A 24698-nucleotide genomic window follows, 5' to 3' on the forward strand; every position below is an offset into this window, starting at 1 on the left:
GGACGCCGGGTTAGCCGTCCTGGGCCAGGGATGGCCCATGACGGCGGCCCACGGATTCAAGCCTGTGTTCGGGCACACCGAGCCTGAGCGAGGTGCCGAGTGGTGGGGCAGGAGCCCTTTTGGTTACTTTTGGGGCTCTTTTCCAAAAGTGACCCGCCGTAAGGGCGGAACCAATATCAGCCGTTACCGCAGCAACGGATATGTACCCGATCCTGTAGATACCCAAGCCCCGCCTAGAGCGGCGCAAGTCCGCCCGTGTCCCCACTTCCCATGTCACCCCCCACCCGCCAAACCCCTTAACGTCCCAGACCAGCCGGAAGCCCCCAGGCCCCCCGGCTGCGCCCGCTATTTTCCCAGGGCGCGCAGCGCACCCGATTCAAGCGGCAGCTGAAAACGGACTTTCTTCTCAACCGTGACTTATCAGGCAGGTTACCCCATGCAATTCAGCGAATTATTGGCAGCGATTTCCACCCATGCGATCCGTCTGCAAACTGAAGAGGGCGACCTGATCATCCTGGGCGACGACGAAGCCCTGAGCGACGCGCTGTGGGATCAACTGATCGCCCACAAGCCCGCACTGCTGGCGCTGGTGGCCGAGCACGGCGGTGACTGGCTGAGCCCGGCTTACCGCATCACCCCGGCCATGCTGCCGCTGGTCAACCTCGACCAGGCCGCCATCGACCGTATCGTCGCCGCAATCCCGGGTGGCGCGGCGAATGTGCAAGACATCTACCCCCTGGCGCCGCTCCAGGAAGGCATGCTCTACCACCACCTTTCGGCCGAGCAAGGCGACCCCTACGTGCTGCACGCGCAGTTTGTGTTCGACAACCGCGCACGGCTGGAGGCTTTCGCCGAAGCCTTGCAATGGGTGATCGACCGCCACGACATCCTGCGCACCTCGATGGTCTGGGAACGCCTCGACGAACCGCTGCAAGTGGTGTGGCGCAAGGCGCCGCTGGTGTGCGAAGACCTCCGCTGCGACGGCGGCGATGCGCTGGCCCAGTTGCAGGCGCGTTATGACGCGCGTACTTACCGCATGGACCTGGGCCAGGCGCCGCTGTTGCGCCTGGTCTTCGCAGACGACCCGGCCAACCAGCGGGTCGTGGCAATGCTGCTGTTCCACCACACCATCCTCGACCACACCGCCCTCGACGGGGTGCGCCATGAACTCCAGCTGTACCTGGCCGGCGAGCACGCCCTGGCCGGCGAGCCGGTGCCGTTTCGCAGCTACATCGCCCAGGTACGCCAGGGCGTCAGTGAGCAGGCTCACGAAACGTTTTTCCGCGAGATGCTGGCCGATATCGACACGCCGACGTTGCCGTTCGGCTTGCAGAATGTGCAAGGCGATGGCCACGGCGTCGATGAGGCACGTATCCCCGTCGACAGTGGCCTGAGCCGGCGCCTGCGGACCTTGGCACACCCGTTGGGGGTGAGCATGGCGAGCCTGCTGCACCTGGCCCTGGCCCGTGTGCTGAGCGTGGTATCCGGCCGTGAGGCGGTGGTGTTCGGCACGGTGATGCTCGGGCGCATGGACGCGGGCGAAGGTGGTGAACGCGCCTTGGGCATGTTCATCAATACCTTGCCGTTGCGCGTGGACGTGGGTGAGCAGGGCATCCGCGCCGGGGTCAAGGCGACCCATGCGCGCGTCACCACCTTGCTCGATCATGAACATGCCTCCCTGGCACTGGCCCAACGTTGCAGCGGCGTCGCCGCGCCGACGCCGCTGTTCAGTGCGATGCTTAACTATCGTCACAGCGCGGCCACCGATATGGCGGCCGTCATCGAGGTCGCCCCCGGCATCCAGGTGTTGGGCGCCGAGGAGCGCACCAACTACCCGCTGACGGTCAACGTCGATGACCTGGGCGAAGACCTTGCACTGAGCGTGATCGTCGAGGCTTCCATCGGCGCAGGGCGGGTGGCCGGCTACCTGCATACGGCCCTCGAAAGCCTGGCCGATGCGTTGGAGCAGCGACCGGATATGCCGCTCAGCGGCCTGAACATACTGCCCGACGCCGAACGCCAGACCCTCCTGCACGGTCTCAACCAAAGCCCCACGCATCATGCCGATAACGCCCTGATCCATCAGCAAGTCGAAGCCCATGCCGCCGCCCACCCCGAGGCGGTCGCGCTGCGTTTCGATAACCGGCGTCTGACCTACCGTCAACTCAACGAACGCGCCAACCAGGTGGCTCACCGCCTGCTGGCCCAAGGCGTGCGCCCCGACGACCGCGTGGCGATCTGCGTTGAGCGTGGCCTGGAAATGATCATCGGCCTGCTGGGCATTCTCAAGGCCGGCGCTGGTTACGTGCCGATCGACCCGGCTTACCCGCTGGAACGTATCGCCTTCACCTTGCACGACAGCGAGCCGGTGGCCGTGCTGGTGCAGGCCAACACCGCGCACTTGGTCGGTGAGCTGACGCAGATCGACCTCAACCACCTGGGCCAGGAATCCATCGTCAACCCGCGACTGGCGTTGAGCCCGGCCAACCTGGCCTACGTGATCTACACCTCCGGTTCCACCGGCTTGCCCAAGGGCGTGATGATCGAACACCGCCAGGTGGCGCGGTTGTTCACGGCTACCGAGCACTGGTTTGGCTTCAATGCCAACGATGTGTGGGCCTTGTTCCATTCCTTTGCCTTCGACTTCTCGGTGTGGGAAATCTGGGGCGCGCTGATGCACGGCGGCCAGTTGCTGATCGTGCCGCAACTGGTCAGCCGCTCGCCGGATGAGTGCTACACGCTGCTCTGCGAGGCGGGCGTGAGCATCCTCAACCAGACGCCCAGCGCGTTCCGGCAGTTGATCGCCGCCCAAGGCCGCAGCCCTGCAGCGCACTCTCTGCGCCAGGTGATTTTTGGCGGTGAAGCCCTGGAGCCGGGCCTGCTCAAGCCTTGGTATGCCCGCGCAATCAATGCCGGCACGCAACTGGTGAACATGTACGGCATCACCGAAACTACCGTGCACGTGACCTATCGTGCCCTGCAGGCGGCGGATGCCCAACTGGTGGGCGTCAGCCCGATTGGCGTGCGTATTCCCGACTTGCAGTTGTACGTGCTCGACGCGGCTCGCGAGCCGTTGCCGTTTGGCGTGGCCGGCGAGTTGTACGTCGGCGGTGCCGGTGTCGCACGCGGCTACTTGAACCGGCCGGCGCTGAACGCCGAACGCTTCCTCACCGACCCGGTCACCGGCCAGCGCCTGTACAAGACCGGTGACCTGGGCCGCCTGCTGGCCGACGGCAGCGTTGAATACCTGGGGCGCAACGACGACCAGGTGAAGATCCGCGGCTTCCGCATCGAACTGGGCGAAATCGAAGCGCGCCTGGCTACCGCCGACGGCGTGCGTGACGCCGTGGTGATTGCCCGTGAGGATGAACCGGGCGACAAACGCCTGGTGGCCTATGTGATTGCCGACGGCGAACTCAGCACCGCCGCCTTGCGCGATCATCTACTGCGCAGCCTGGCTGACTACATGGTGCCCAGCGCCTTCGTACGGCTGGACCAGTTGCCGCTCACCCCCAACGGCAAGCTCGACCGCAAGGCGTTGCCCGCCCCGGATACCGATGCGCTGGTGCGCCGTGGTTATGCCGCCCCGCAGGGTGCGGTGGAAACCACCATCGCCGGCCTCTGGCAAGAGCTGCTCAAGCTCGACCGCGTGGGGCGTGACGATAACTTCTTCGAGCTGGGCGGGCACTCGTTGCTGGCGGTCAAGTTGATCGAACGCATGCGCCAGGCCGACCTCAGTGCCGATGTGCGCGTGCTGTTCGGCCAGCCCACCCTGGCCGCGTTGGCGGCGGCGGTGGGCGGGCAGCGGGAGGTCCAGGTCCCGGCCAATCTCATCAGCGCAACCTGCGAACAGATCACGCCGCAGATGCTGCCGTTGGTAGAGCTGGACCAGGCGGCGATCGACCACATCATCGCCGGCGTACCCGGCGGCCTTGGCAACGTGCAGGACATCTACGGCCTGGCCCCGTTGCAAGCCGGCATCCTCTACCACCACCTGGCAACCACCGAGGGCGATCCCTACGTGTTGCAGGTGCAGTTGCGCTTCACCGACCAGGCCGCAGTGGACGCGTTCGTCCAGGCGCTGCATCGCGTGATCGAACGCAATGACATCCTGCGCACCGGCATTCTCTGGGAGGGCCTGGAGGAACCGGTGCAAGTGGTACTGCGCCAGGCGCCGCTGGCCGTCGAGCGCCTGGAAAGCCCGGGCCAGGATGCGTTGGCGCAACTGCAGCAGCGCTTTGACCCGCGCCACTATCGCCTCGACCTGTCGCGCGCCTCACTGATGCGCTTTGCCTATGCCCAGGCGCCGGACGGGTTGGTCGGCATCCTGTTGTTGCACCACATCCTGCTCGACCACACCGCGCTGCAAGTGCTGGTACAGGAGATGAGCGCCAGCCTGTCCGGCGATGACGCGCACTTGCCGGAACCGGTGCAGTACCGCAATTACGTGGCCCAGGCGCGCCTCGGCGTGACCCAGGCGCAGCACGAAGCCTTCTTCAGCGACATGCTCGGCGATCTCGATGAGCCCACCCTGGCGTTCGGCCTGCAGGACGTGAACGGCGACGGCAGCGGCATCCTCGAAGCCCACCTGCCTCTGGAACCGTCGCTTAGCCAGGGCCTGCGCGAACAGGCGCGGCAACTGGGCGTGAGCACTGCCAGCCTGGTGCACCTGGCCTGGGCGCAGGTGCTGGGCCAGGTGTCCGGCCAGCAGGATGTGGTGTTCGGCACCGTGTTGCTGGGCCGCATGCAGGGCGGCGAGGGCGCCGACCGCGCACTGGGCATGTTCATCAATACCTTGCCGCTGCGGGTCAGCCTCGGCACTGTCGGCGTACAGGCCGGGGTGCGCGCCACCCATGCGCGGCTGGCGCAATTGCTCGGGCATGAGCACGCCTCGTTGTCCCTGGCCCAGCGTTGCAGCGGTGTGCCGGGTTCATTGCCGCTGTTCAGCACGCTGCTCAACTACCGCCACAGCGCGCCGGATGAAGCCCCGGGCGACAGCCCGTTCGCCGCTGCGGGCATTCAAATCCTCAGTTCCGAAGAGCGCAGCAACTACCCCCTGGTCCTCAACGTCGATGACTTGGGCAGCGGGTTCGCGCTCACGGTGCAAGGCGTGGCCAGCCTGGATGTGCAACGTGTGGGCGAATACATGCTCACCGCATTGCGCCACCTGGTCAGCGCCTTGCAGCAAGCGCCGACCACGCCGTTGCAGGCGGTGTCGATCCTGCCGCCTGCCGAGCGTCATCAACTGCTGGTGACGTTCAACGCCACCCACCGCGAATACCCGTCGCAACTCACCGTGCAGCAACTGTTCGAAGCCCAGGCGCTGGCCCGGCCGGAGGCGGTGGCGGCTGTGCACGGCGCGTTGTCGCTGAGTTACCGTGACCTTAACCGGCGCGCCAACCGCTTGGCCCATCACTTGCTCCAGCAAGGCGTGCAGCCTGGCGAAAGCGTGGCGATTGCCCTGCCGCGCTCCCTCGATCTACTGGTGTGTCAGTTGGCGATCCTCAAGTGCGCGGCGGTGTATGTGCCGCTGGACATCAACGCCCCGGTGGAACGCCAGGCGTTCATGGTGCAGGACAGTGGCGCACACCGGGTGCTCACGACCCTGGCCGACCTGAATCTGGAGGCGCAGTCAGCGCGCAATCCGGACCTGGCGCAAAGCTCGGAAAGCGTGGCGTACATCCTCTACACCTCCGGCTCCACCGGCGCCCCGAAGGGTGTGCAAGTGCCGCACCGCGCCATCTCGCGCCTGGTGCTCAACAACGGTTACGCTGATTTCAACGAGCGCGACCGCGTGGCCTTCGCCTCCAACCCGGCGTTCGATGCGAGCACCCTCGACGTGTGGGCACCGTTGCTCAATGGCGGTTGTGTGGTGGTGGTCGACCAGGCCGTGCTGCTGTCCCAGGCGGCGTTCGCCGCATTGCTGCAGGAGCAGGCCGTCAGTGTGTTGTGGATGACCGCCGGGCTGTTCCATCAGTACGCCGATGCGCTGATGCCGGTGTTGCCTCAGTTGCGTTACCTGATCGTCGGCGGCGACGTCCTCGACCCGCTGGTGATCGGCCGCGTGCTCCGGCACGGCAAGCCCCGGCACCTGCTTAACGGCTACGGGCCGACCGAAGCCACCACGTTCTCCACCACCCACGAAATCACTGCGGTGGGCGAGGGCGGCATCCCCATCGGCCGGCCAATCGCGAATGCCCAGGCCTATGTGCTCGACGCCCGTCAACAACCGCTGCCGCTGGGCGTGGTCGGTGAGCTATATATCGGCGGTGCGGGTGTGGCCAGGGGGTACTTGAACCAGCCGCAACTGACCGCCGAAAAATTCATCGCCAACCCCTTTGGTGACGGCCTGCTGTACCGCACAGGCGACCTGGCAAGCTGGCAGGCCGACGGCACGTTGCTCTACCAGGGGCGCAATGACCTGCAATTGAAGATTCGCGGCTTCCGTATCGAACCGGGCGAAATCGAGACGTGCCTGGCCACGTTTGCCGGGGTCAAGGACGCCGTGGTGCTGGCCCGCGAAGACCAGCCTGGCGACAAGCGCCTGGTGGCGTACTACACCGGCGAGGCGGCGTTGCCGATTGAAGCATTGCGCGCTCACCTGCAAGCGCGTTTGCCGGATTACATGGTGCCTTCGGCCTACGTCTGGCTCGCGCTGTTGCCCCTGACCGCCAACGGCAAACTGGATCGCAAGGGCTTGCCGGCACCGGACCAGAGTGCGCTGCTCAGCCGTGGCTACGAGGCGCCGGAAGGCGAAGTGGAAACCCTGCTGGCGCAGATCTGGCAGGACCTGCTCAAGCTGGAACGCGTGGGGCGTCACGACCATTTCTTCGAGCTGGGCGGGCATTCGTTGCTCGCCGTCAGCCTGATCGAACGCATGCGCCAGGTGGGCCTGAGCGCCGATGTGCGTGTGCTGTTCAGCCAGCCGAGCCTGGCCGCGTTGGCGGCGGCGGTCGGCAGCGGCCGCGAGGTCGTGGTGCCGGCCAATGGCATCCCGGCGGGTTGCACGCACATCGAGCCGGCGATGCTGAGCCTGGTGCAACTCGATCAGGCGGCGATCGAGCGGATCGTCGCCAGCGTCCCGGGGGGCGCGGCGAATGTGCAGGATATCTACCCGCTGGCACCGCTGCAGGAAGGCATCCTTTATCACCACATCAGCGCCGAGCAGGGCGATCCCTACCTGTTGCAGTCGCGCATGGCGTTCGACAGCCTTGAACGCTTGCAGGGCTTCATGGGCGCGCTGCAACAGGTGGTTGCGCGCCACGATATCTTGCGCACGGGTGTGGTCTGGGAAGGCTTGGACAGCCCGGTGCAAGTGGTGTGGCGTGACGCCCAGCTGGTGGTGCAAGAGGTCGCCCTGGACCCGGCGGACGGCAGTGTCATCGAACAACTGCACGCGCGTTTCGACGCCCGCCACTACCGCCTGGACATCACCCAGGCGCCGCTGCTGCGCATGGTCTATGCGCAGGACCCGAGCCATCAGCGAGTCGCGGCGATCCTGCTGTTCCACCACCTGGCGCTGGACCATACCGCCATGGCCGTGGTCGGCCAGGAAATGCGCGCCTGCCTGCTCGATCAGGCCGATGCCTTGCCTGCGCCGTCGCCGTTTCGCAACTATGTGGCCCAGGCACGCCTGGGGGTGAGCGTGGCGGAGCATGAACAGTTCTTCCGCGAAATGCTCGCCGATGTCGATGAACCGACCTTGCCCTTTGGCGTGCAGGATGTGCAGGGCGACGGGCGGGATATCGAAGAAGCCGAGCAACCGCTGGAGGCAGCCCTGGCGCTGCGGGTGCGTGAGCAGGCGCGCCTGCTGGGCGTCAGCGCGGCGAGCCTGATGCATCTGGCCTGGGCGCAGGTGCTGGGGCTGGTGTCCGGGCGCGACGACGTGGTGTTCGGCACCGTGTTGATGGGCCGCATGCAGGCCGGCGACGGTGCCGACCGTGCGCTGGGCATGTTCATCAATACCTTGCCGCTGCGGGTCAATGTGGCCGCCGGCGCGGCGGTGGCGGTCAAGGCCACCCATGCGCGCTTGAGTGCATTGCTCGGCCACGAACATGCGTCGCTGGCCCTGGCGCAACGTTGCAGCGGCGTGGCGGCGGCCATGCCGCTGTTCAGCGCGCTGCTCAATTACCGCCATAGCACGCCTGACGAAATGGCCCGCGACGGCCAGGGCATCTGGCAAGGCGTGCAATTGTTGGGCGGTGAAGAACGCAGCAACTACCCACTGACCTTGAGTGTCGATGACCTGGGAACGGGCTTTGCCCTGAGTGTGCTGGCGCTGCCGCAGATCGGCGCCCAGCGCCTGTGCGGCTACATGCACGGCGCCATCGAGCAACTGGTCGCGACCCTGGAAAGCGGCGCCACCACCGCGCTCAATCAGCTGTCGATCCTGCCGGCGGCGGAGCGCGAAACCCTGTTGCGCGAGTTCAACAACACTGCAGTGGATTTCCCCACCGGGCACACCGTGCATGGCGCCTTTGAAGCCCAGGTCGAGCGCCAGCCCAACGCGATTGCCGTGCAGCAAGAGGAGGAGTCGCTGACCTATCAGCAACTCAATCAACGCGCCAACCAGTTGGCTCATCACCTGCTGCAACAGGGTGTGCAGCCGGATGACCGCGTGGCGCTGTGCTGCCGTCGCGGCCCGCAGATGCTGGTCGGGTTGCTGGGCATTCTCAAGGCCGGCGCCGGGTATGTGCCCATCGACCCGGCTTACCCCGCCGAGCGTATCGCCTACCTGTTGCAGGACAGCGCCCCGGTGGCGGTGCTGGCCGAGGCCGGCACCCGTGACCTGCTCGGTGCGGTGCCCACCGTGGACCTGCAGAGCGACCGTTGGCAGCACCACCCCGTCAGCAACCCGCAACTGCCGACCCTGACCCCCGCGCACCTGGCCTACGTGATCTACACCTCCGGCTCCACCGGCCAGCCCAAGGGCGTGATGGTGGAACACCGCACCGTGGAAAACCTGGTGCACTGGCACTGCGAAGCCTTCGGCCTGGATGCGCGCAGCCACACCAGCAGTGTCGCCGGTTTCGGCTTTGATGCGATGGCCTGGGAAGTCTGGCCAGCACTCTGCGCCGGCGCGACCCTGCACCTGCCGCCGGCCCAAATGGGTAATGAGAACATCGACGCACTGCTCGACTGGTGGCTGGCACAGCCGCTGGATGTGAGCTTCCTGCCCACGCCCGTGGCCGAGTACGCCTTCAGCCAGAACCTGCTGCACCCGACGTTGCGCATCCTGCTGATCGGTGGTGACCGCCTGCGCCAGTTCACCCAGGAACGACGCTTTGCGGTGATCAATAACTACGGCCCCACCGAAGCCACGGTGGTCGCCACTTCCGGCCGCGTGCGCGCCGGGCAGGTGCTGCACATCGGCAGGCCGATCGCCAATGCTCACACCTACCTGCTCGATGCGCAGTTGCGCCCGGTGCCGGTCGGTGTGGTCGGCGAGTTGTACGTGGGCGGTTGCGGTGTGGCGCGGGGCTATCTGAACCGCGCGGACCTGACCGCCGAGCGTTTCCTGCAAGACCCGTTCAACCCTGGGCGCATGTACCGCACCGGCGACCTGGCGCGCTGGTTGCCCGACGGCAATCTCGAGTACCTGGGCCGTAACGACGACCAGGTGAAAGTGCGCGGCGTACGCGTTGAACTGGGCGAAATCGAAAGCCGCCTGGCCGCCTTGCCTGGCGTTGACGAAGCGGTGGTGCTGGTGCGTGACGCTCGCCTGGTGGCCTGGTTTACCGCGCAGCAAGCGCCGGCCATCGAGACGCTGCGCGAGCAACTGCAAGCGCAACTGCCGGACGCACTGGTGCCGGTCGCCTACGTCAAGCTCGACGCGTGGCCCCTGACCGCCAACGGCAAGCTGGACCGCAAGGCCCTGCCGGAGCCCGATCAGGCCGCGCTACTCAGTCGCGACTACGAGGCGCCCCAGGGCGATGTGGAAACCACCCTGGCGCGGATCTGGGCCGAGGTGCTGCAAGTGGAGCGTGTCGGGCGCCATGACCACTTCTTTGAGCTGGGCGGGCATTCGTTGCTGGCCGTCAGCCTGATCGAACGCATGCGCCAGGTCGGCCTGAGCGCCGACGTGCGCGTATTGTTCAGTCAGCCGACGTTGGCCGCCCTGGCCGGCGCCGTGGGCAGTGGTCGCGAAGTGCAGGTGCCGCCCAACCGGATTGCCGCCGATTGTGCGCGCATTACCCCGGATATGCTGACCCTGGTCGACCTCGATCAATCGACCCTCGACCAGGTGGTCAACCAGGTGCCCGGTGGCGCGGTCAATGTGCAGGATATCTACCCGCTGGCGCCGTTGCAGGAAGGCATGCTGTATCACTACCTCAGCGCCGAGCAGGGCGACCCATACCTGCTGCAATCGCACCTGGCCTTTGATTGCCTCGAGCGCCTGCAAGCCTTTGCCCAGGCGCTGCAACAGGTGATCGACCGTCACGATATCCTGCGCACCGGCGTGGTCTGGGAGGGCCTGGTGCAGCCGCTGCAAGTGGTGTGGCGCCGTGCCGAGTTGCCGCTGGAAGAGTTGCAGTTGGACGGTGATGTGTTGGCGGCGCTGTACGCACACTCCGATGCCCGCCGCTATCGCCTGGATATCCGCCAGGCCCCGCTGATTCGTTTGATGTTCGCCCAGGACCCGGCCAACCAACGCGTAGTGGCGGCGTTGCTGTATCACCACATTGCGCTGGACCACACCGCGTTCGACGTGGTGCTTCGCGAAATGCAGGGCCATTTGCTCGGCCACGCCGCGCCAACCGTCGCCCCCATGCCGTACCGCAACTACGTGGCTCAGGCGCGCCTGGGCGTCAGCGAGCAGGAGCACGAAGCGTTCTTCCGCGAGATGCTCGGCGACGTCGATGAGCCGACCTTGCCGTTCGGTTTGCAGGATGTGCGCGGCGACGGCCGTGAGATCGAGGAACACTGCCTGCGCCTGGACAGCGAGCTCAACCGCCGCCTGCGCGCCCAAGCCAGGTTGCTTGGCGTGAGCAGCGCAAGCCTGTTCCACCTGGCCTGGGGCCAAGTGCTGGCGGCTACGTCGGGCCGCCACAGCGTGGTGTTCGGCACGGTGCTGGTCGGGCGCATGCAAGGCGGCGAGGGCGCCGACAGGGCGCTCGGGGTATTTATCAATACCTTGCCGCTGCGCCTGGATATCGATGCGCAAGGCGCCCGTGTGGCCGTGCGGGCCACCCATGCGCGGCTGACCGCGTTGCTCGGGCATGAACACGCGTCCCTGGCCCTGGCCCAGCGTTGCAGTGGGGTGGCGGCACCGGCGCCGTTGTTCAGCTCGATGCTCAACTATCGCCATCGCGGCGCCGCTACGCGTGCCGCCGAGGCACAGCAGGCGTGGGAAGGCATGCAGACGCTGGTCAACGATGGGCGCACCAACTACCCGCTGACGTTGAACGTGGATGACCTGGGCGATGGCTACGACGTCACCGCCCTGGCGCAGTTCGATGCGCAGCGCGTGTGCGGTTATATGCAGACGGCCCTGGCGGGCCTGGTTGACGCCTTGGAGCAGGCACCGCACCAGGCGCTCAATCGTCTGCCGGTCCTGGGCCACGACGAGCGCCAGAAACTGCTGGTGGCGTTCAACGCCACCGATGTCAGCTACAACCTCGACCAGACCCTGCACGGTCTGTTCGAGGCGCAGGTGGCGAAAACGCCGAATGCGCCGGCGGTCAAGGCCGCTGAGCAGCAACTGAGCTACGCAGAGCTTAATGAACGTGCCAACCGCCTGGCCCATCACCTGCGGGAACTCGGAGTACAGCCGGATTCACACGTGGGTATCTGCGTCGAGCGGGGCCTGGACATGGTGGTCGGCCTGCTGGCCATCCTCAAGGCAGGTGGCGCCTACGTGCCGCTGGACCCGGCGTACCCGTTGGAGCGCATCGCCTACATGCTGCAAGACAGCGCACCGGTGGTGGTGCTGGCACAAGGTGCCACCCGCGCGTTGTTGGGCGACGTGCCGCTGCTTGATCTGGACCAGGTCACCTGGCAGCACCAGCCCGCCACCAACCCCCAGGTGCCGGGCCTGAGCGCCCGGCACTCGGCCTATGTGATCTACACCTCGGGTTCCACGGGTCAGCCCAAAGGCGTGATCAACGAACACGCCGGCGTGGTCAACCGTTTGCTGTGGATGCAGGACGCCTATGGCCTCAAGGCCGATGACAGGGTGTTGCAGAAAACCCCGTTCAGTTTCGACGTGTCGGTGTGGGAATTCTTCTGGCCGCTGTTGAGCGGTGCGCGCCTGGTCATGGCGCGCCCGGGTGGGCACAAAGACCCGGCGTACCTGTGCGACGTGATCGAGGCCGAACACATCACCACCTTGCACTTTGTACCGTCGATGCTCGATGTGTTTCTGGCCCATGGCGATGTTGGCCAGGCCAGCGGGCTGGTGCGGGTGATGTGCAGTGGCGAAGCGTTGCCGGGCAGCCTGGTGCGCCGCTTCAAGCAGCAGTTGCCGGGGATCGGCCTGTACAACCTGTATGGCCCGACAGAAGCGGCGGTGGACGTGACGGCCTGGAACTGCGCACGCCCCGAGGTACCGGACAACACGCCGATCGGCAAACCCATCGCCAACACTCGCATGTATGTGCTGGATGCACAGTTGCAGCCGGTGCCGCTGGGCGTGGTCGGTGAGTTGTTCATCGGTGGGGTGCAAGTGGCGCGGGGTTACCTGAACCGTCCGCAGTTGACCGCCGAACGCTTTCTCAAAGACCCGTTCAGCAACGGGCGCCTGTACCGTACCGGCGACATCGGGCGCTGGTTGCCCGACGGCAATATCGAATACCTGGGCCGTAACGATGACCAGGTGAAGATCCGTGGCCTGCGCATTGAACTGGGCGAAATCCAGGCGCGCCTGCTGGAGCACGCGCAGGTCAATGAAGCGGCGGTGGTGGCCCGCGAAGAGCGGCTGATTGCCTACTACACCGGCGTGCACAGCGACATCGAAACACTGCGCGCCCATCTGTTGCAGCACCTGCCGGACTTTATGGTGCCCGCCCTGTTCGTGCACCTCGACGCGCTGCCGCTGAGCCCCAACGGCAAGCTTGACCGCAAGGCGTTGCCGCTGCCGGGCATGGAGGCATTGAATGTGCGCGAATACCAGGCGCCGCAAGGTCACACCGAAACCCTGCTGGCCCGGCTGTGGGCCGAGCTGCTTGGCGTGGAGCGGGTAGGGCGCCATGACAATTTCTTTGAACTGGGCGGGCATTCACTGCTCGCCGTGAGCTTGATCGGGCGCTTGCGCCAGGAAGGCATGGAAGCCGATGTGCGGGCGCTGTTCGAACAGCCGACCCTGGCGGGCTACGCCGCCGTCATCGAACAAATGGAGATCGTCCTGTGAGCATCCTCGAACTACTGGCGACGCTGCAAACCAAGGGTGTCCAATTGGCGCTCAAGGGTGAGCAGTTGTCGGTGCAAGGCAATAAACAAGCGTTGCAAGACCCGGCGCTGCTGGCCGCATTGCGCGAACACAAACCGGCGCTGATCGAGTTGATCAAAGATGGCGAGTACTCGGCGACCAAGGCCGGTGAAATAACGGTGCCGGCCAATGGCATCCCGCGGGGCGCCGAGCGCATCACCCCGGCGATGTTGAGCCTGTCGACGCTGAGCCAGGAGGAGATCGACGGTCTCGTCGCCACGGTCGATGGCGGTGTCGCGAATATCCAGGACATCTACCCGTTGGCGCCGCTGCAGGAAGGCATCCTGTTTCATCACGTCAGCGCCGAGCACGGTGACCCGTATGTGATGCAGTCGCAGTTCGCCTTCGACAGCCTTGAGCGTTTCGACGCGTTTGCCCAGGCCCTGCAGGCCGTCATGGACCGGCACGACATCCTGCGTACCAGCGTGGTCTGGGAAGGCTTGCGCGAGCCCTCGCAAGTGGTCTGGCGCCAGGCTCGCCTGCCGGTGCAGGCCCTTGAGCTGGACCCCGCCGATGGCGACATCGCGGCGCAACTGCACGGGCTGTTCGACGTTCGTCACTATCGTCTCGACGTGACCCGGGCGCCGTTGCTGCGCCTGGTGCGCGCCGATGACCCGGTGAATGCGCGGATTGTCGCCACCTTGCTGTTTCACCACATGGCTCTGGACCACAGCGCCCTTGAAGTGGTGTGCCATGAACTGCAGGCGTGCCTGTTGGGGCAGGGCGCGGCGCTCGGTCAGCCGGTGCCGTTTCGCAACTATGTGGCCCAGGCGCGACTGGGGGTCAGCGAGCAGGAGCACGAGGCGTTCTTCCGCCAGATGCTCGGCGATATCAGCGAGCCGACCTTGCCGTTCGGCTTGCAGGATGTACAGGGCGATGCCCGTGGCATCACTGAAGTCAGCCTGCCGCTGTCGCCGCAGCTGGGGCAGCGCCTGCGTGCACAGGCACGGCTGTTGGCGGTGAGCGCCGCCAGCCTGTTCCATATGGGCTGGGCACAGGTGCTGGGCGTGCTCGCCGGCAAGCGGCAGGTGGTATTCGGCACGGTCTTGATGGGCCGTATGCAAGGCAGCCATGACACCGAGCGTGCGCTGGGAATCTTCATCAACACCTTGCCGTTTCGCGTGGACGTGGATGACCAGGACGTGCGTGCCGGGGTCAAGACCACGCACGTGCGCCTGGCCACCTTGCTGCGCCATGAACATGCGGCGCTCGCCCTGGCGCAGCGTTGCAGTGGGGTGGTGGCACCGACGCCGTTGTTCAGCGCCTTGCTCAACTACCGTCACAGCGCGTCGGCCGCCAGTGAGCAGGCGTTATCGGCCTGGGCGGGCATCATCGCGCTCAGCGCCGAGGAGCGCACCAACTACCCGTTGACCTTGAGCGTGGATGACTTCGGCGAAGGCTTTGGCCTGAGCCTGCTGGCCAGCACCCAAGTGGACCCGCAACGCGTCTGCGCCTACCTGCAAACCGCCCTGGAAAACCTGGTGACGGCGCTGGAGCAGGCGCCCCACACCGCGCTCAACCAGATCGCGGTCGTACCTGCCTGCGAACAACAGCTGCTGCTGGAGCAGTTCAATGCGACCCAGGCCGACTTCCCCCAGGGCACCTCGGTGCACGCGCGCATCGAGGCCCAGGCCGCGCTCACGCCCGACGCCGTTGCCGCCGTGCACCAAGGCCGACAACGCACCTATGCCGAGCTGAACCAGCAAGCCAACCTGCTGGCTCATCACCTGATCGCGCTGGGCGTGCAGCCCGACGACCGCGTGGCCATCGTCGCCCGCCGTGGCCTGGACACCCTGGCCGGGTTGCTGGCGATCCTCAAGGCAGGGGCCTGCTATGTGCCGGTGGACCCCTCCCACCCGGCCGAGCGCCTGAACTACCTGCTGAGCGACAGCGCCCCGGTGGCGGTACTGACCCAACAGGCGTTGCTCGAGCGTCTGCCGGTGCTGGACGTGCCGGTGATCAACCTGGATCGCTACACCTGGCAGCACCATTCGGCGAATAATCCCAAGACCGGCGTCACACCGTCGAACCTGGCATACGTGATCTACACCTCCGGTTCCACCGGCCTGCCCAAGGGCGTGATGGTGGAACACCACACCGTGACCAACCTGGTGGACTGGCATTGCCACGCCTTTGACCTGTGTGCCGGGCGCCATACCGCCAGCGTGGCCGGGTTCGGCTTTGACGCGATGGCCTGGGAAGTGTGGCCGGCACTGTGTGTGGGCGCGACCCTGCACTTGGCACCGACCCAGGAGGGCGGTGAAGACATCGACGCCTTGCTGGCGTGGTGGGCCGCGCAACCTCTGGATGTATGCTTCCTGCCGACACCGGTGGCCGAGTACGCCTTCAGCCAACAGATCGAACATCCGACGCTGCGCACCCTGTTGATCGGCGGCGACCGCCTGCGCCAGTTTGCGCGGGCGCAGCGCTTTGCATTGATCAACAACTATGGCCCCACCGAAGCCACGGTGGTTGCCACTTCCGGCAAGGTCGAAGTGGGGCAGCCGCTGCATATCGGCAAACCCATCGCCAATGCCACGGTTTACGTGCTGGACGAACAACAACGCCCGGTGCCCCTGGGCGTGGCGGGCGAATTGTATGTGGGCGGCAAGGGCGTGGCGCGCGGTTACCTGAACCGCCCGGAACTGACCGCAGAACGCTTCCTGCAGGACCCGTTCAACGGCGGGCGCATGTACCGCAGCGGCGATCTGGTGCGTTGGCTGCCGGACGGCAACCTCGAGTACCTGGGGCGTAATGACGACCAGGTGAAAATCCGCGGCATGCGCATCGAGTTGGGCGAGATCGAAACCCAACTGAACCAACTGCCCGGCATCCTCGAAGCCGTGGTGCTGGTGCGTGACGAGCGGCTGGTGGCTTATTTCACCGAGAAGCCGCAGTTGGACCCGCTGACGGTGGCAGGCATCCGTGCCCATCTGGTGGCGCACCTGCCGGACTACATGGTGCCGGTGGCCTTCGTGAAACTCGACGCGTTGCCGCTGACCGCCAACGGCAAGCTCGACCGCAAGGCCCTGCCGGCGCCGGACATGGCGGCGGTGTTTAGCCGTGAATACGTGGCGCCCCAAGGCGAAATCGAAACCCAGCTGGCGCAGATCTGGGCCGATGTGCTGCAGGTCGAGCGCGTGGGGCGGCACGACCATTTCTTCGAACTGGGCGGGCACTCGTTGCTGGCCATGCGCATGGTGTCCCAGGTACGCCAGCGCCTGGGCGTGGAGCTGTTGCTGGGGGACTTGTTTGCCAACGCCGAACTTGCCGCCGTCAGCGACGTGTTGGCCCAGGCCGGCCGCAGCACCTTGCCGGACATCCTCCCGGCCAACCGCGATGAACACATCCCGCTGTCCTTCGCCCAGCAGCGCCTGTGGTTCCTGGCGCTGATGGAAGGCGCCAACACCGCCTACAACATCCCCATTGGCCTGCGCCTGCGCGGGCAGTTGCACGTAGAGGCGTTGCAACGCGCACTGGCACGCATCGTTGCGCGGCATGAAACCCTGCGCAGCCGTTTCGCCCAGCACGGTGACGATGCCCAAGTGCTGGTGGTTCCGGCCGAGGAGATGCTGCCCCTGCAAGTACAGGACCTGCGCCGCCATCCGCAACCGCAACAGGCGCTGGACGCGCTGATCCAGGGCGAAGCGTCGGCGCCGTTCGACCTGGAGCGTGGCCCGTTGCTGCGCGGACGCCTGGTGGTGATGGCCGACGATCACCATGTGTTGCTGTTGACCCTGCACCACATCGTTTCCGATGGCTGGTCCATGAGCGTGCTGACCCGTGAGCTGATGGCGCTGTACCGGGCGTTCAGCCACGGCCAGCCAGACCCGTTGCCGCCGCTGCCGATCCAGTACGGCGACTTTGCCGTGTGGCAGCGTATGTGGTTGAGCGGTGAAGTGCTGCAGCGCCAGAGCGCCTATTGGCAACAGGCGCTGGACGGCGCCCCGGCCTTGCTCACGCTGCCCACCGATCGCCCGCGCCCGGCGCAGCAGGACTATGCCGGCAACAGCGTCGCCGTGCGCCTGGATGAACGCCTCACGGCCGGGCTCAAGGCCTTGAGCCAGCGGCATGGCACCACGCTGTACATGACCTTGATGGCGGCCTGGGCGTCGTTGTTGGCGCGGTTGTCCGGGCAGCAGGACCTGGTGATCGGCTCGCCGGTGGCCAACCGCACGCGCAGCGAGGTGGAAGGGCTGATCGGGCTGTTCGTCAACACCCTGGCGGTGCGCATCGATACCTCGGGTGAGTTGAGCACCGAGGCCCTGCTGGCGCGGGTCAAGCGCCTGACGCTGGCGGCCCAGGCCCATCAGGACCTGCCGTTCGAACAAGTGGTGGAGATTACCCGCCCGGTGCGCAGCCTGGCGCACAGCCCGCTGTTCCAGACCCTGCTGACCTGGCAGGACAGCAGCGCCCCGGCCCTGGCGCTGGGTGAACTGGCGTTAGAGAGCATTGTGGAGAACAGCCACTTTGCCAAGTTCGATCTGTCCCTGGACCTGGGAGAAGTGCAGGGCACTTTGATCGGATCGCTGGAATACGCCGTGGCGCTGTTCGATGAATCGACAATCGAGCGTTACGTCGGTTACTTCAAGCGGGTCTTGCAGGCCATGGTCGATAACGACCAGGCCGTGCTGGAACATGCGCCGCTGCTGGATGAGCGCGAGCGCCATCACCTGCTGTTCGACTTCAACGCCACGCAGGTCGATTACAACCTCGACCAGACCCTGCATGGGTTGTTCGAGGCTCAGGTCGAGCGTTCACCGCACGCCGTGGCCGTCAAGGCCGGGGATCGGCAGTTGACCTACGCCGAACTCAATGCACAAGCCAATCGGTTGGCCCATCACCTGATGGCGTTGGGCGTGCAACCGGGCGCGCGGGTCGCTATCTGCGTGGAGCGCGGCCTGGAAATGGTGGTCGGCCTGTACGCGATTCTCAAGGCCGGTGCCGGCTATGTACCGTTGGACCCGGCCTACCCGGTGGAGCGCATCGCCTACATGCTCAAGGACAGCGCGCCTTGGGTAGTGCTGGCCCAGGGCACGACGCATACCTTGCTCGGCCAGGTGCCGGTGGTCGACCTGGACCGCCCGACCTGGCAGCACCTGTCGGCCAACAATCCCCAGGTAGCCAGCCAGACCGCGTATGTGATCTACACCTCCGGCTCCACCGGCCAGCCCAAGGGCGTCATCAACGAGCACGCGGGGGTGGTCAACCGTCTGCTGTGGATGCAGGACGAATACGGGCTGACCGCCGATGATACGGTGCTGCAGAAAACCCCGTTCAGTTTCGATGTGTCGGTGTGGGAGTTCTTCTGGCCGCTGTTCACCGGCGCACGCCTGGTGATGGCGCGCCCGGGCGGACACAAAGACCCGGCCTACCTGTGCGAGGTGATCGAGGCCGAACGCATCACCACCTTGCACTTTGTGCCGTCGATGCTCGAGGTGTTCCTCGCTCATGACGATCTGAGCCAGGCCGCTGCGCTGGTGCGGGTGATGTGCAGTGGCGAAGCGTTGCCGGGCAGCCTGGTGCGCCGCTTCAAGCAGCAGTTACCGGGGATCGCCCTGTACAACCTGTATGGCCCGACAGAAGCGGCGGTGGATGTGACGGCGTGGAACTGCGCCGGGCCGCTGACCCCGGACAACACGCCGATCGGCAAGCCGATTGCCAATACCCGCATGTACCTGCTGGACGCGCAGTTGCAGCCGGTACCGCTGGGCGTGGTCGGTGAATTGTTTATCGGCGGTGTGCAAGTGGCGCGGGGTTACCTGAACCGCCCGGAACTGACGGCCGAGCGCTTCCTCGACGACCCGTTCACCCACGGGCGCCTGTATCGCACCGGGGACGTGGGCCGCTATTTGCCCGACGGCAATATCGAGTACCTGGGCCGTAACGATGACCAGGTGAAGATCCGTGGCCTGCGGATCGAACTGGGGGAAATCCAGGCGCGACTGCTGGAACATGCCCAGGTCAACGAAGCGGCGGTGGTGGCGCGCGAAGACCGGCTGATCGCCTATTACACCGGCGTGCCGACTGCGGTCGAAGCACTGCGTGCTCACCTCCTGCACCACCTGCCGGAATTCATGGTCCCGGCCGTCTTCGTACATCTTGAGGCTTTGCCGCTGAGCCCCAACGGCAAGCTCGACCGCAAGGCACTGCCGGCACCGGATGTGGATGCGCTGGGGAGGCGCGAATACGAAGCGCCCCAGGGCGATACGGAAATCAGCCTGGCCAGCCTCTGGGCCGAGCTGCTCAACGTGGAGCGCGTAGGCCGTCACGACAACTTCTTCGAGTTGGGCGGGCACTCGTTGCTGGCGGTCAGCCTGATGGGGCGCATGCGCCGCCTGGGCTTGTCGGCGGATGTGAAGGTGCTGTTCGGCCAACCGACGCTGGCGGGTCTGGCGGCGGCGTTGGGCGGCGGGCGCGAAGTGGCGGTGCCGGCCAATCGGATTGCCGCGGACTGCACCCGGATCACCCCGGACATGCTGCCGTTGACCCAGCTCGATCAGCCGGCCATCGACCGGATCGTCGCCTGCATCCCGGGGGGCGTGGCGAATGTGCAGGATATCTACGCGCTGGCGCCGCTGCAGGCCGGGATGCTGTATCAGCATCGCCTGACGCAGGGCGCCGACGCCTATGTGCTGCAGGCGCAGTTTGGCTTTGACAGCCAGGTGCGCCTGGACGCCTTTACCCAGGCGTTGCAGGCGGTGATCCAGCGGCATGACGTGCTGCGTTCGTCATTCCACTGGGACGGTCTGGAGGAGCCGGTACAAGTCGTGTGGCGCAACGCGGTGTTGCGGGTTGAAACCGGCGCGTTGCCGCAACGTCTGGACCTGGGCCAGGCACCGTTGATGCGCCTGGTGTGCGCCGAGGCGGCGAAAGGGCTGGTCGCCACGCTGTTGTTCCACCACTTGGTGATGGACCACGTCGCCCTGGAGATCCTGCAACAGGAGCTGCAAGCCTTTTTGCTGGGGACTTCGGACACCTTGGGAGAGGCCGTTCCGTATCGCAACTATGTAGCCCAGACGCTAGCCCAGACCCGACCGGGTGGGGACGATCACGAAGGCTTCTTCCGCGAGATGCTCAGTGAGATCGATGAGCCGACGCAAGTCGAGCCGCTGGGGCCTGATGAGCCGGTGCAGGTGGCAATAGACCCGTCACTCAGCCAGCGCCTGCGCAGCCAGGCGCGTCTGTCGGGTGTCAGCGCAGCGAGCCTGATGCACCTAGCCTGGGCTCATGTGTTGGGCAAGGTGGCGGGGCGTGAGCAGGTGGTGTTCGGCACGGTGATGCTCGGCCGCCTGCAAGGCGGCGAAGGCGCCGAGCGGGCCATGGGCGTATTTATCAATACCCTACCGCTGCGCGTCGACCTCGGTGAACACGCGGTGCGTGATGCCCTGCGCGCCACCCACGCACGCCTGAGCCAACTGCTCAGCCATGAACACGCGCCGCTGGCCGTAGCGCAACGTTGCAGCGGTGTGCCGGTGGGAACGCCGCTGTTCAACGTGCTGTTCAACTACCGCCACAGTGCGCCGCACGCCACGGGAGTGGCCGAGGCGTGGCAAGGCATTCAATTGCTCAAGGCGCAGGAGCACACCAACTACGCGCTGTCGCTGAGTGTGGATGACCTGGGCGACGGTTTCAGCCTCAAGGCCATGGGGCCGGGTGCCCGACGCCTGTGTGACTACCTGAATGTCGCCCTTGAGCACATCGTGCAGGCGCTGGAGCAGGGCAGCGCTATCGCCATCGGGCGCTTGCCGATTCTGCCTGACGTCGAGCAACAGCAGTTGCTGGGTTTCAACGCGACCACTCGGGCGTACCCGCGTGAACACACGGTGCAGCGCCTGTTCGAAGCCCAGGCCCAGGCACGACCGGATGCCGTGGCGGCACGGCATGGCGAACACGGCTTGAGCTACGCTGACTTGAACACCCGCGCCAACCGCCTGGCCCATCATCTGCTTGGGCTGGGCGTGCAGCCGGGCGAGCCTGTGGCGATGCTGTTGCCGCGTTCGCTGGACCTGCTGGTCTGCCAATTGGCGATCCTCAAATGCGCGGCCGCCTACGTGCCGCTGGACCTCAACGCGCCGGCCGAGCGCCAGGACTTCATGCTGCAAGACAGCGGCGCGACCTGGCTGTTGACCCGCAGCGATATGCGCACCGTGCATTCGGCGCAGCGGCTGGACCTGGACACCCTGGTTCTCGACCCGCAACCGAGCCATAACCCGGCCCTGTCGCAGGCGTCGGACAGCGTGGCGTACATCATGTACACCTCGGGCTCCACCGGCGCGCCCAAAGGCGTTCTGGTGCCGCATCGCGGCATTACCCGGCTGGTGCTCAACAATGGCTATGCCGACTTCAATGCCAGTGACCGCGTGGCCTTTGCCTCCAACCCGGCTTTCGACGCCAGTACCATGGACGTGTGGGGCGCCTTGCTCAACGGCGGCCAGGTGCAGGTGATCGACCATGCCACCTTGCTCGACCCGGCCGCGTTCGGCGCGGCGTTGGCAGGCGCCACGGTGCTGTTCGTGACCACGGCGCTGTTCAACCAGTATGTGCAGATGATCCCGGACGCGTTGGCCGGTTTGCGCATCCTGTTGTGTGGCGGCGAGCGGGCAGACCCGGCCGTCTTCCGCACGTTGCTGGCACGGGCACCGACTGTGCGCCTGGTGCATTGCTATGGGCCGACCGAAACCACCACCTACGCCACCACGCATGAAGTGCGTGCGCTGGCGCCAAGCGCCGACAGCGTGCCGATTGGCGGGCCGATTGCCAATACCCAGGTCTATGTGCTGGATGCGCAACTGCAAGCGCTGCCGTTGGGGGTGAGCGGTGAAATCTGCATCGGCGGCGACGGCGTGGCCAAGGGGTATTTGAACCGGCCCGAGCTGACCGCCGAGAAGTTTGTCGATGACCCGTTCAACCCAGGCAGCCTGATGTACCGCACCGGCGACCTCGGCCGCTGGACGGCGGACGGCCTGCTGGAGTGCATCGGACGCAATGACGACCAGGTGAAGATCCGCGGTTTCCGCATCGAGCTGGGTGAGATCCAAGCGCGCCTGGCCGCCTGCACCGGCGTCCGAGAGGCGGTGGTGCTGGCGCGTGAGGATGTACCGGGCGACAAGCGTCTAGTCGCGTATTTCACCTGGGCCGGCGAACCGGTCGGCGTCGACGCGGTGCGTGCCTTTCTGCAAGGTCAGTTGCCGGCGTACATGGTCCCGTCGGCCTATGTTCCCTTGGCGCAGTTGCCATTGACCGCCAATGGCAAGGTCGACCGTAAAGCCTTGCCGATACCTGACAGGGAGGCGTTGGCCCATCGCGATTTCGAAGCCCCGATGGACGCTTTGGAGCAAACCTTGGCGCCACTCTGGGCCGAGGTGCTGAAACTTGCGCAGGTGGGGCGGCATGACAGCTTCTTCGAGTTGGGTGGGCATTCGCTGTTGGCGATCCGCCTGGTCAAGCTGATGGAGGAGGCCGGTTTGCCGGTGTCCCTGGCCGAGCTGTTCCAGCATGCCAGCGTGGCCTCCGTGGCGGCGATGCTGCGCGAGCGTGCTGATGAGCCGGTGCGTGAGACGTCGGTGGTCACGGTGCGCAGCGGCGGTTCGCAGCCGCCGCTGTTCCTGGTGCACGAGTTCAGCGGCATGGACGTGTACTTCCCGGCGCTGGGCCAGCATCTGCCCGGCGATTACCCCATCTACGGCCTGCCGGGCGTGCCCCTCGGCGAGCCGCACTTGAACACCATGGAAGGGTTGGCGGCGCGCCTGGTCGGTCTGATTCGCGGCCTCCAGCCCCATGGGCCGTACCGGATCGCCGGTTGGTCGTTTGGCGGGGTGCTGGCCTATGAAGTCGCCATGCAACTGCTGGGGCTGGACGAGCCGGTCGCGTTTCTCGGGCTGATCGACAGCTACGTGCCGCGCATGACCGACCAAGGCAAGGCGCGCTGGAGCGGTACGGACGCGCTCAAGCGCCACTTGCTGTTGCAGTGCAGCGCCTATTGGAAAGCCCAGGGAGGTATCAATGAGCTGGCGAGTATTGAGCAATTGGAGGCAGGCCTTGGACAGCTGGACTTTGCGGGCCTGCTGCAACGCTGTCGCGATGAAGGTCTGCTATACGCGCAAATGGCGGCGGCGACGGACACCGACCTGTTGAATTTCATCGAGCGAGAAGTCGGGCATGGACATGCGTTGGCGCATTACAGCCTGTTCCCGCTGCCGCTGGCGGTGCATCTGTTCAGTGCCCAGGAACGGCCTACCGAGCTGTCGCGACGCAGTGAATCGCTGGGCTGGAGCGACGCGTTGGCGCCGGGGCAACTGCGCCGCATCGAAGTGCCGGGGGATCACCAGAGCATGATGCAAGCCCCGCATATCCAGGCGTTGGGCCGCGCGCTGAACGAGGCATTGGCAACGGGGACGCCGGTCAAGGAGGCCGTGCATCAACCGCTGCTGCGCATTCAAAGCGGCCGCGCAGGGCATGCGCCGATCTTTTGCGTGCCGGGAGCGGGTGACAGCGTCACCGGCTTCGTCGGCTTGAGTGAGGCGCTGGGGCGTGACTGGCCGCTGTATGGCTTGCAACCCCGTGGCCTCGACGGCGAAGCGGTGCCCCACAGCCAAGTGGAAGCGGCGGCGCAGTGTTACCTGGCTGCGTTGGAGCATGAGTGCCCGCAGGGGCCGGTGCATCTTATCGGACATTCGTTTGGCGGCTGGGTCGCGCTGGAAATGGCGCTGCGCTTGCAGGCTGCGGGGCGTGAAGTGGCGTCATTGACTGTGATCGACAGTGAGTCGCCGGGTGGCAACGGTGTGATAGGGCGGCCATACACCTCGACGGCGGCGCTGCTGCGCTTGATCGAGTCCATGCAGGTGTCGGCCGGCAAGTCGCTGGGCATCGATCCGCCGGACTTTGCCCTGCGCGATGAAGTGGCCCAGCGGCAGGCGTTGCATGCGGGGATGGTGCGCGTGGGGTTGCTGCCTGCCCGCGCTGCGGTGGATGCGATGGTGGGGCCTGCGCGTACCTATGCGGCGGCGTTGCGCACGGTGTATCGGCCGGCGCGGCCGTATCGCGGGGTGGTGCGCCTGGTGTTGGCACGCGACGCGACCCTGGACAGGGCGGGCAATCAGCGTGATCAGGGGTTGATGATTGAAGGCTGGCGGCGCCAAGGCAGTGGGCTGGAGGTGGGGTATGGCGAGGGAAATCATTTCACCTTGCTTAAAGCACCGAATGTTCAGGGAGTGGCGCAGTGGTGGCTTGAGCGTTTGGTGATTGGGGAGGTGGTGTCTTGAAGGCCATG

Annotated in this window: 2 protein-coding genes; both read left to right on the forward strand. The window is 65.9% G+C overall.

The window, feature by feature from the left end:
- The first annotated feature begins 436 nt into the window (after window positions 1-436).
- Complete coding sequence (locus tag MJP36_RS14255) at window positions 437-13348, forward strand: non-ribosomal peptide synthetase (RefSeq protein ID WP_244385598.1); 12912 nt, start codon at window positions 437-439, stop codon at window positions 13346-13348.
- Window positions 13345-24690 carry a non-ribosomal peptide synthetase gene (locus tag MJP36_RS14260; protein ID WP_244383251.1) on the forward strand — a complete coding sequence of 3782 codons (11346 nt, stop codon included), beginning with the start codon at window positions 13345-13347 and terminating at the stop codon, window positions 24688-24690. The genes MJP36_RS14255 and MJP36_RS14260 overlap by 4 nt, the downstream gene beginning before the upstream one ends.
- The last annotated feature ends 8 nt before the right edge of the window (window positions 24691-24698 follow it).

This window comes from Pseudomonas palleroniana (genome assembly GCF_022836895.1).
GTDB classification, from domain to species: Bacteria; Pseudomonadota; Gammaproteobacteria; order Pseudomonadales; family Pseudomonadaceae; genus Aquipseudomonas; species Aquipseudomonas palleroniana.

Coding starts and splice junctions, on each gene's coding strand:
- MJP36_RS14255 (WP_244385598.1), top strand. CDS start 437: ATGCAATTCAGCGAATTATTGGCAGCGATTTCCACCCATGCGATCCGT.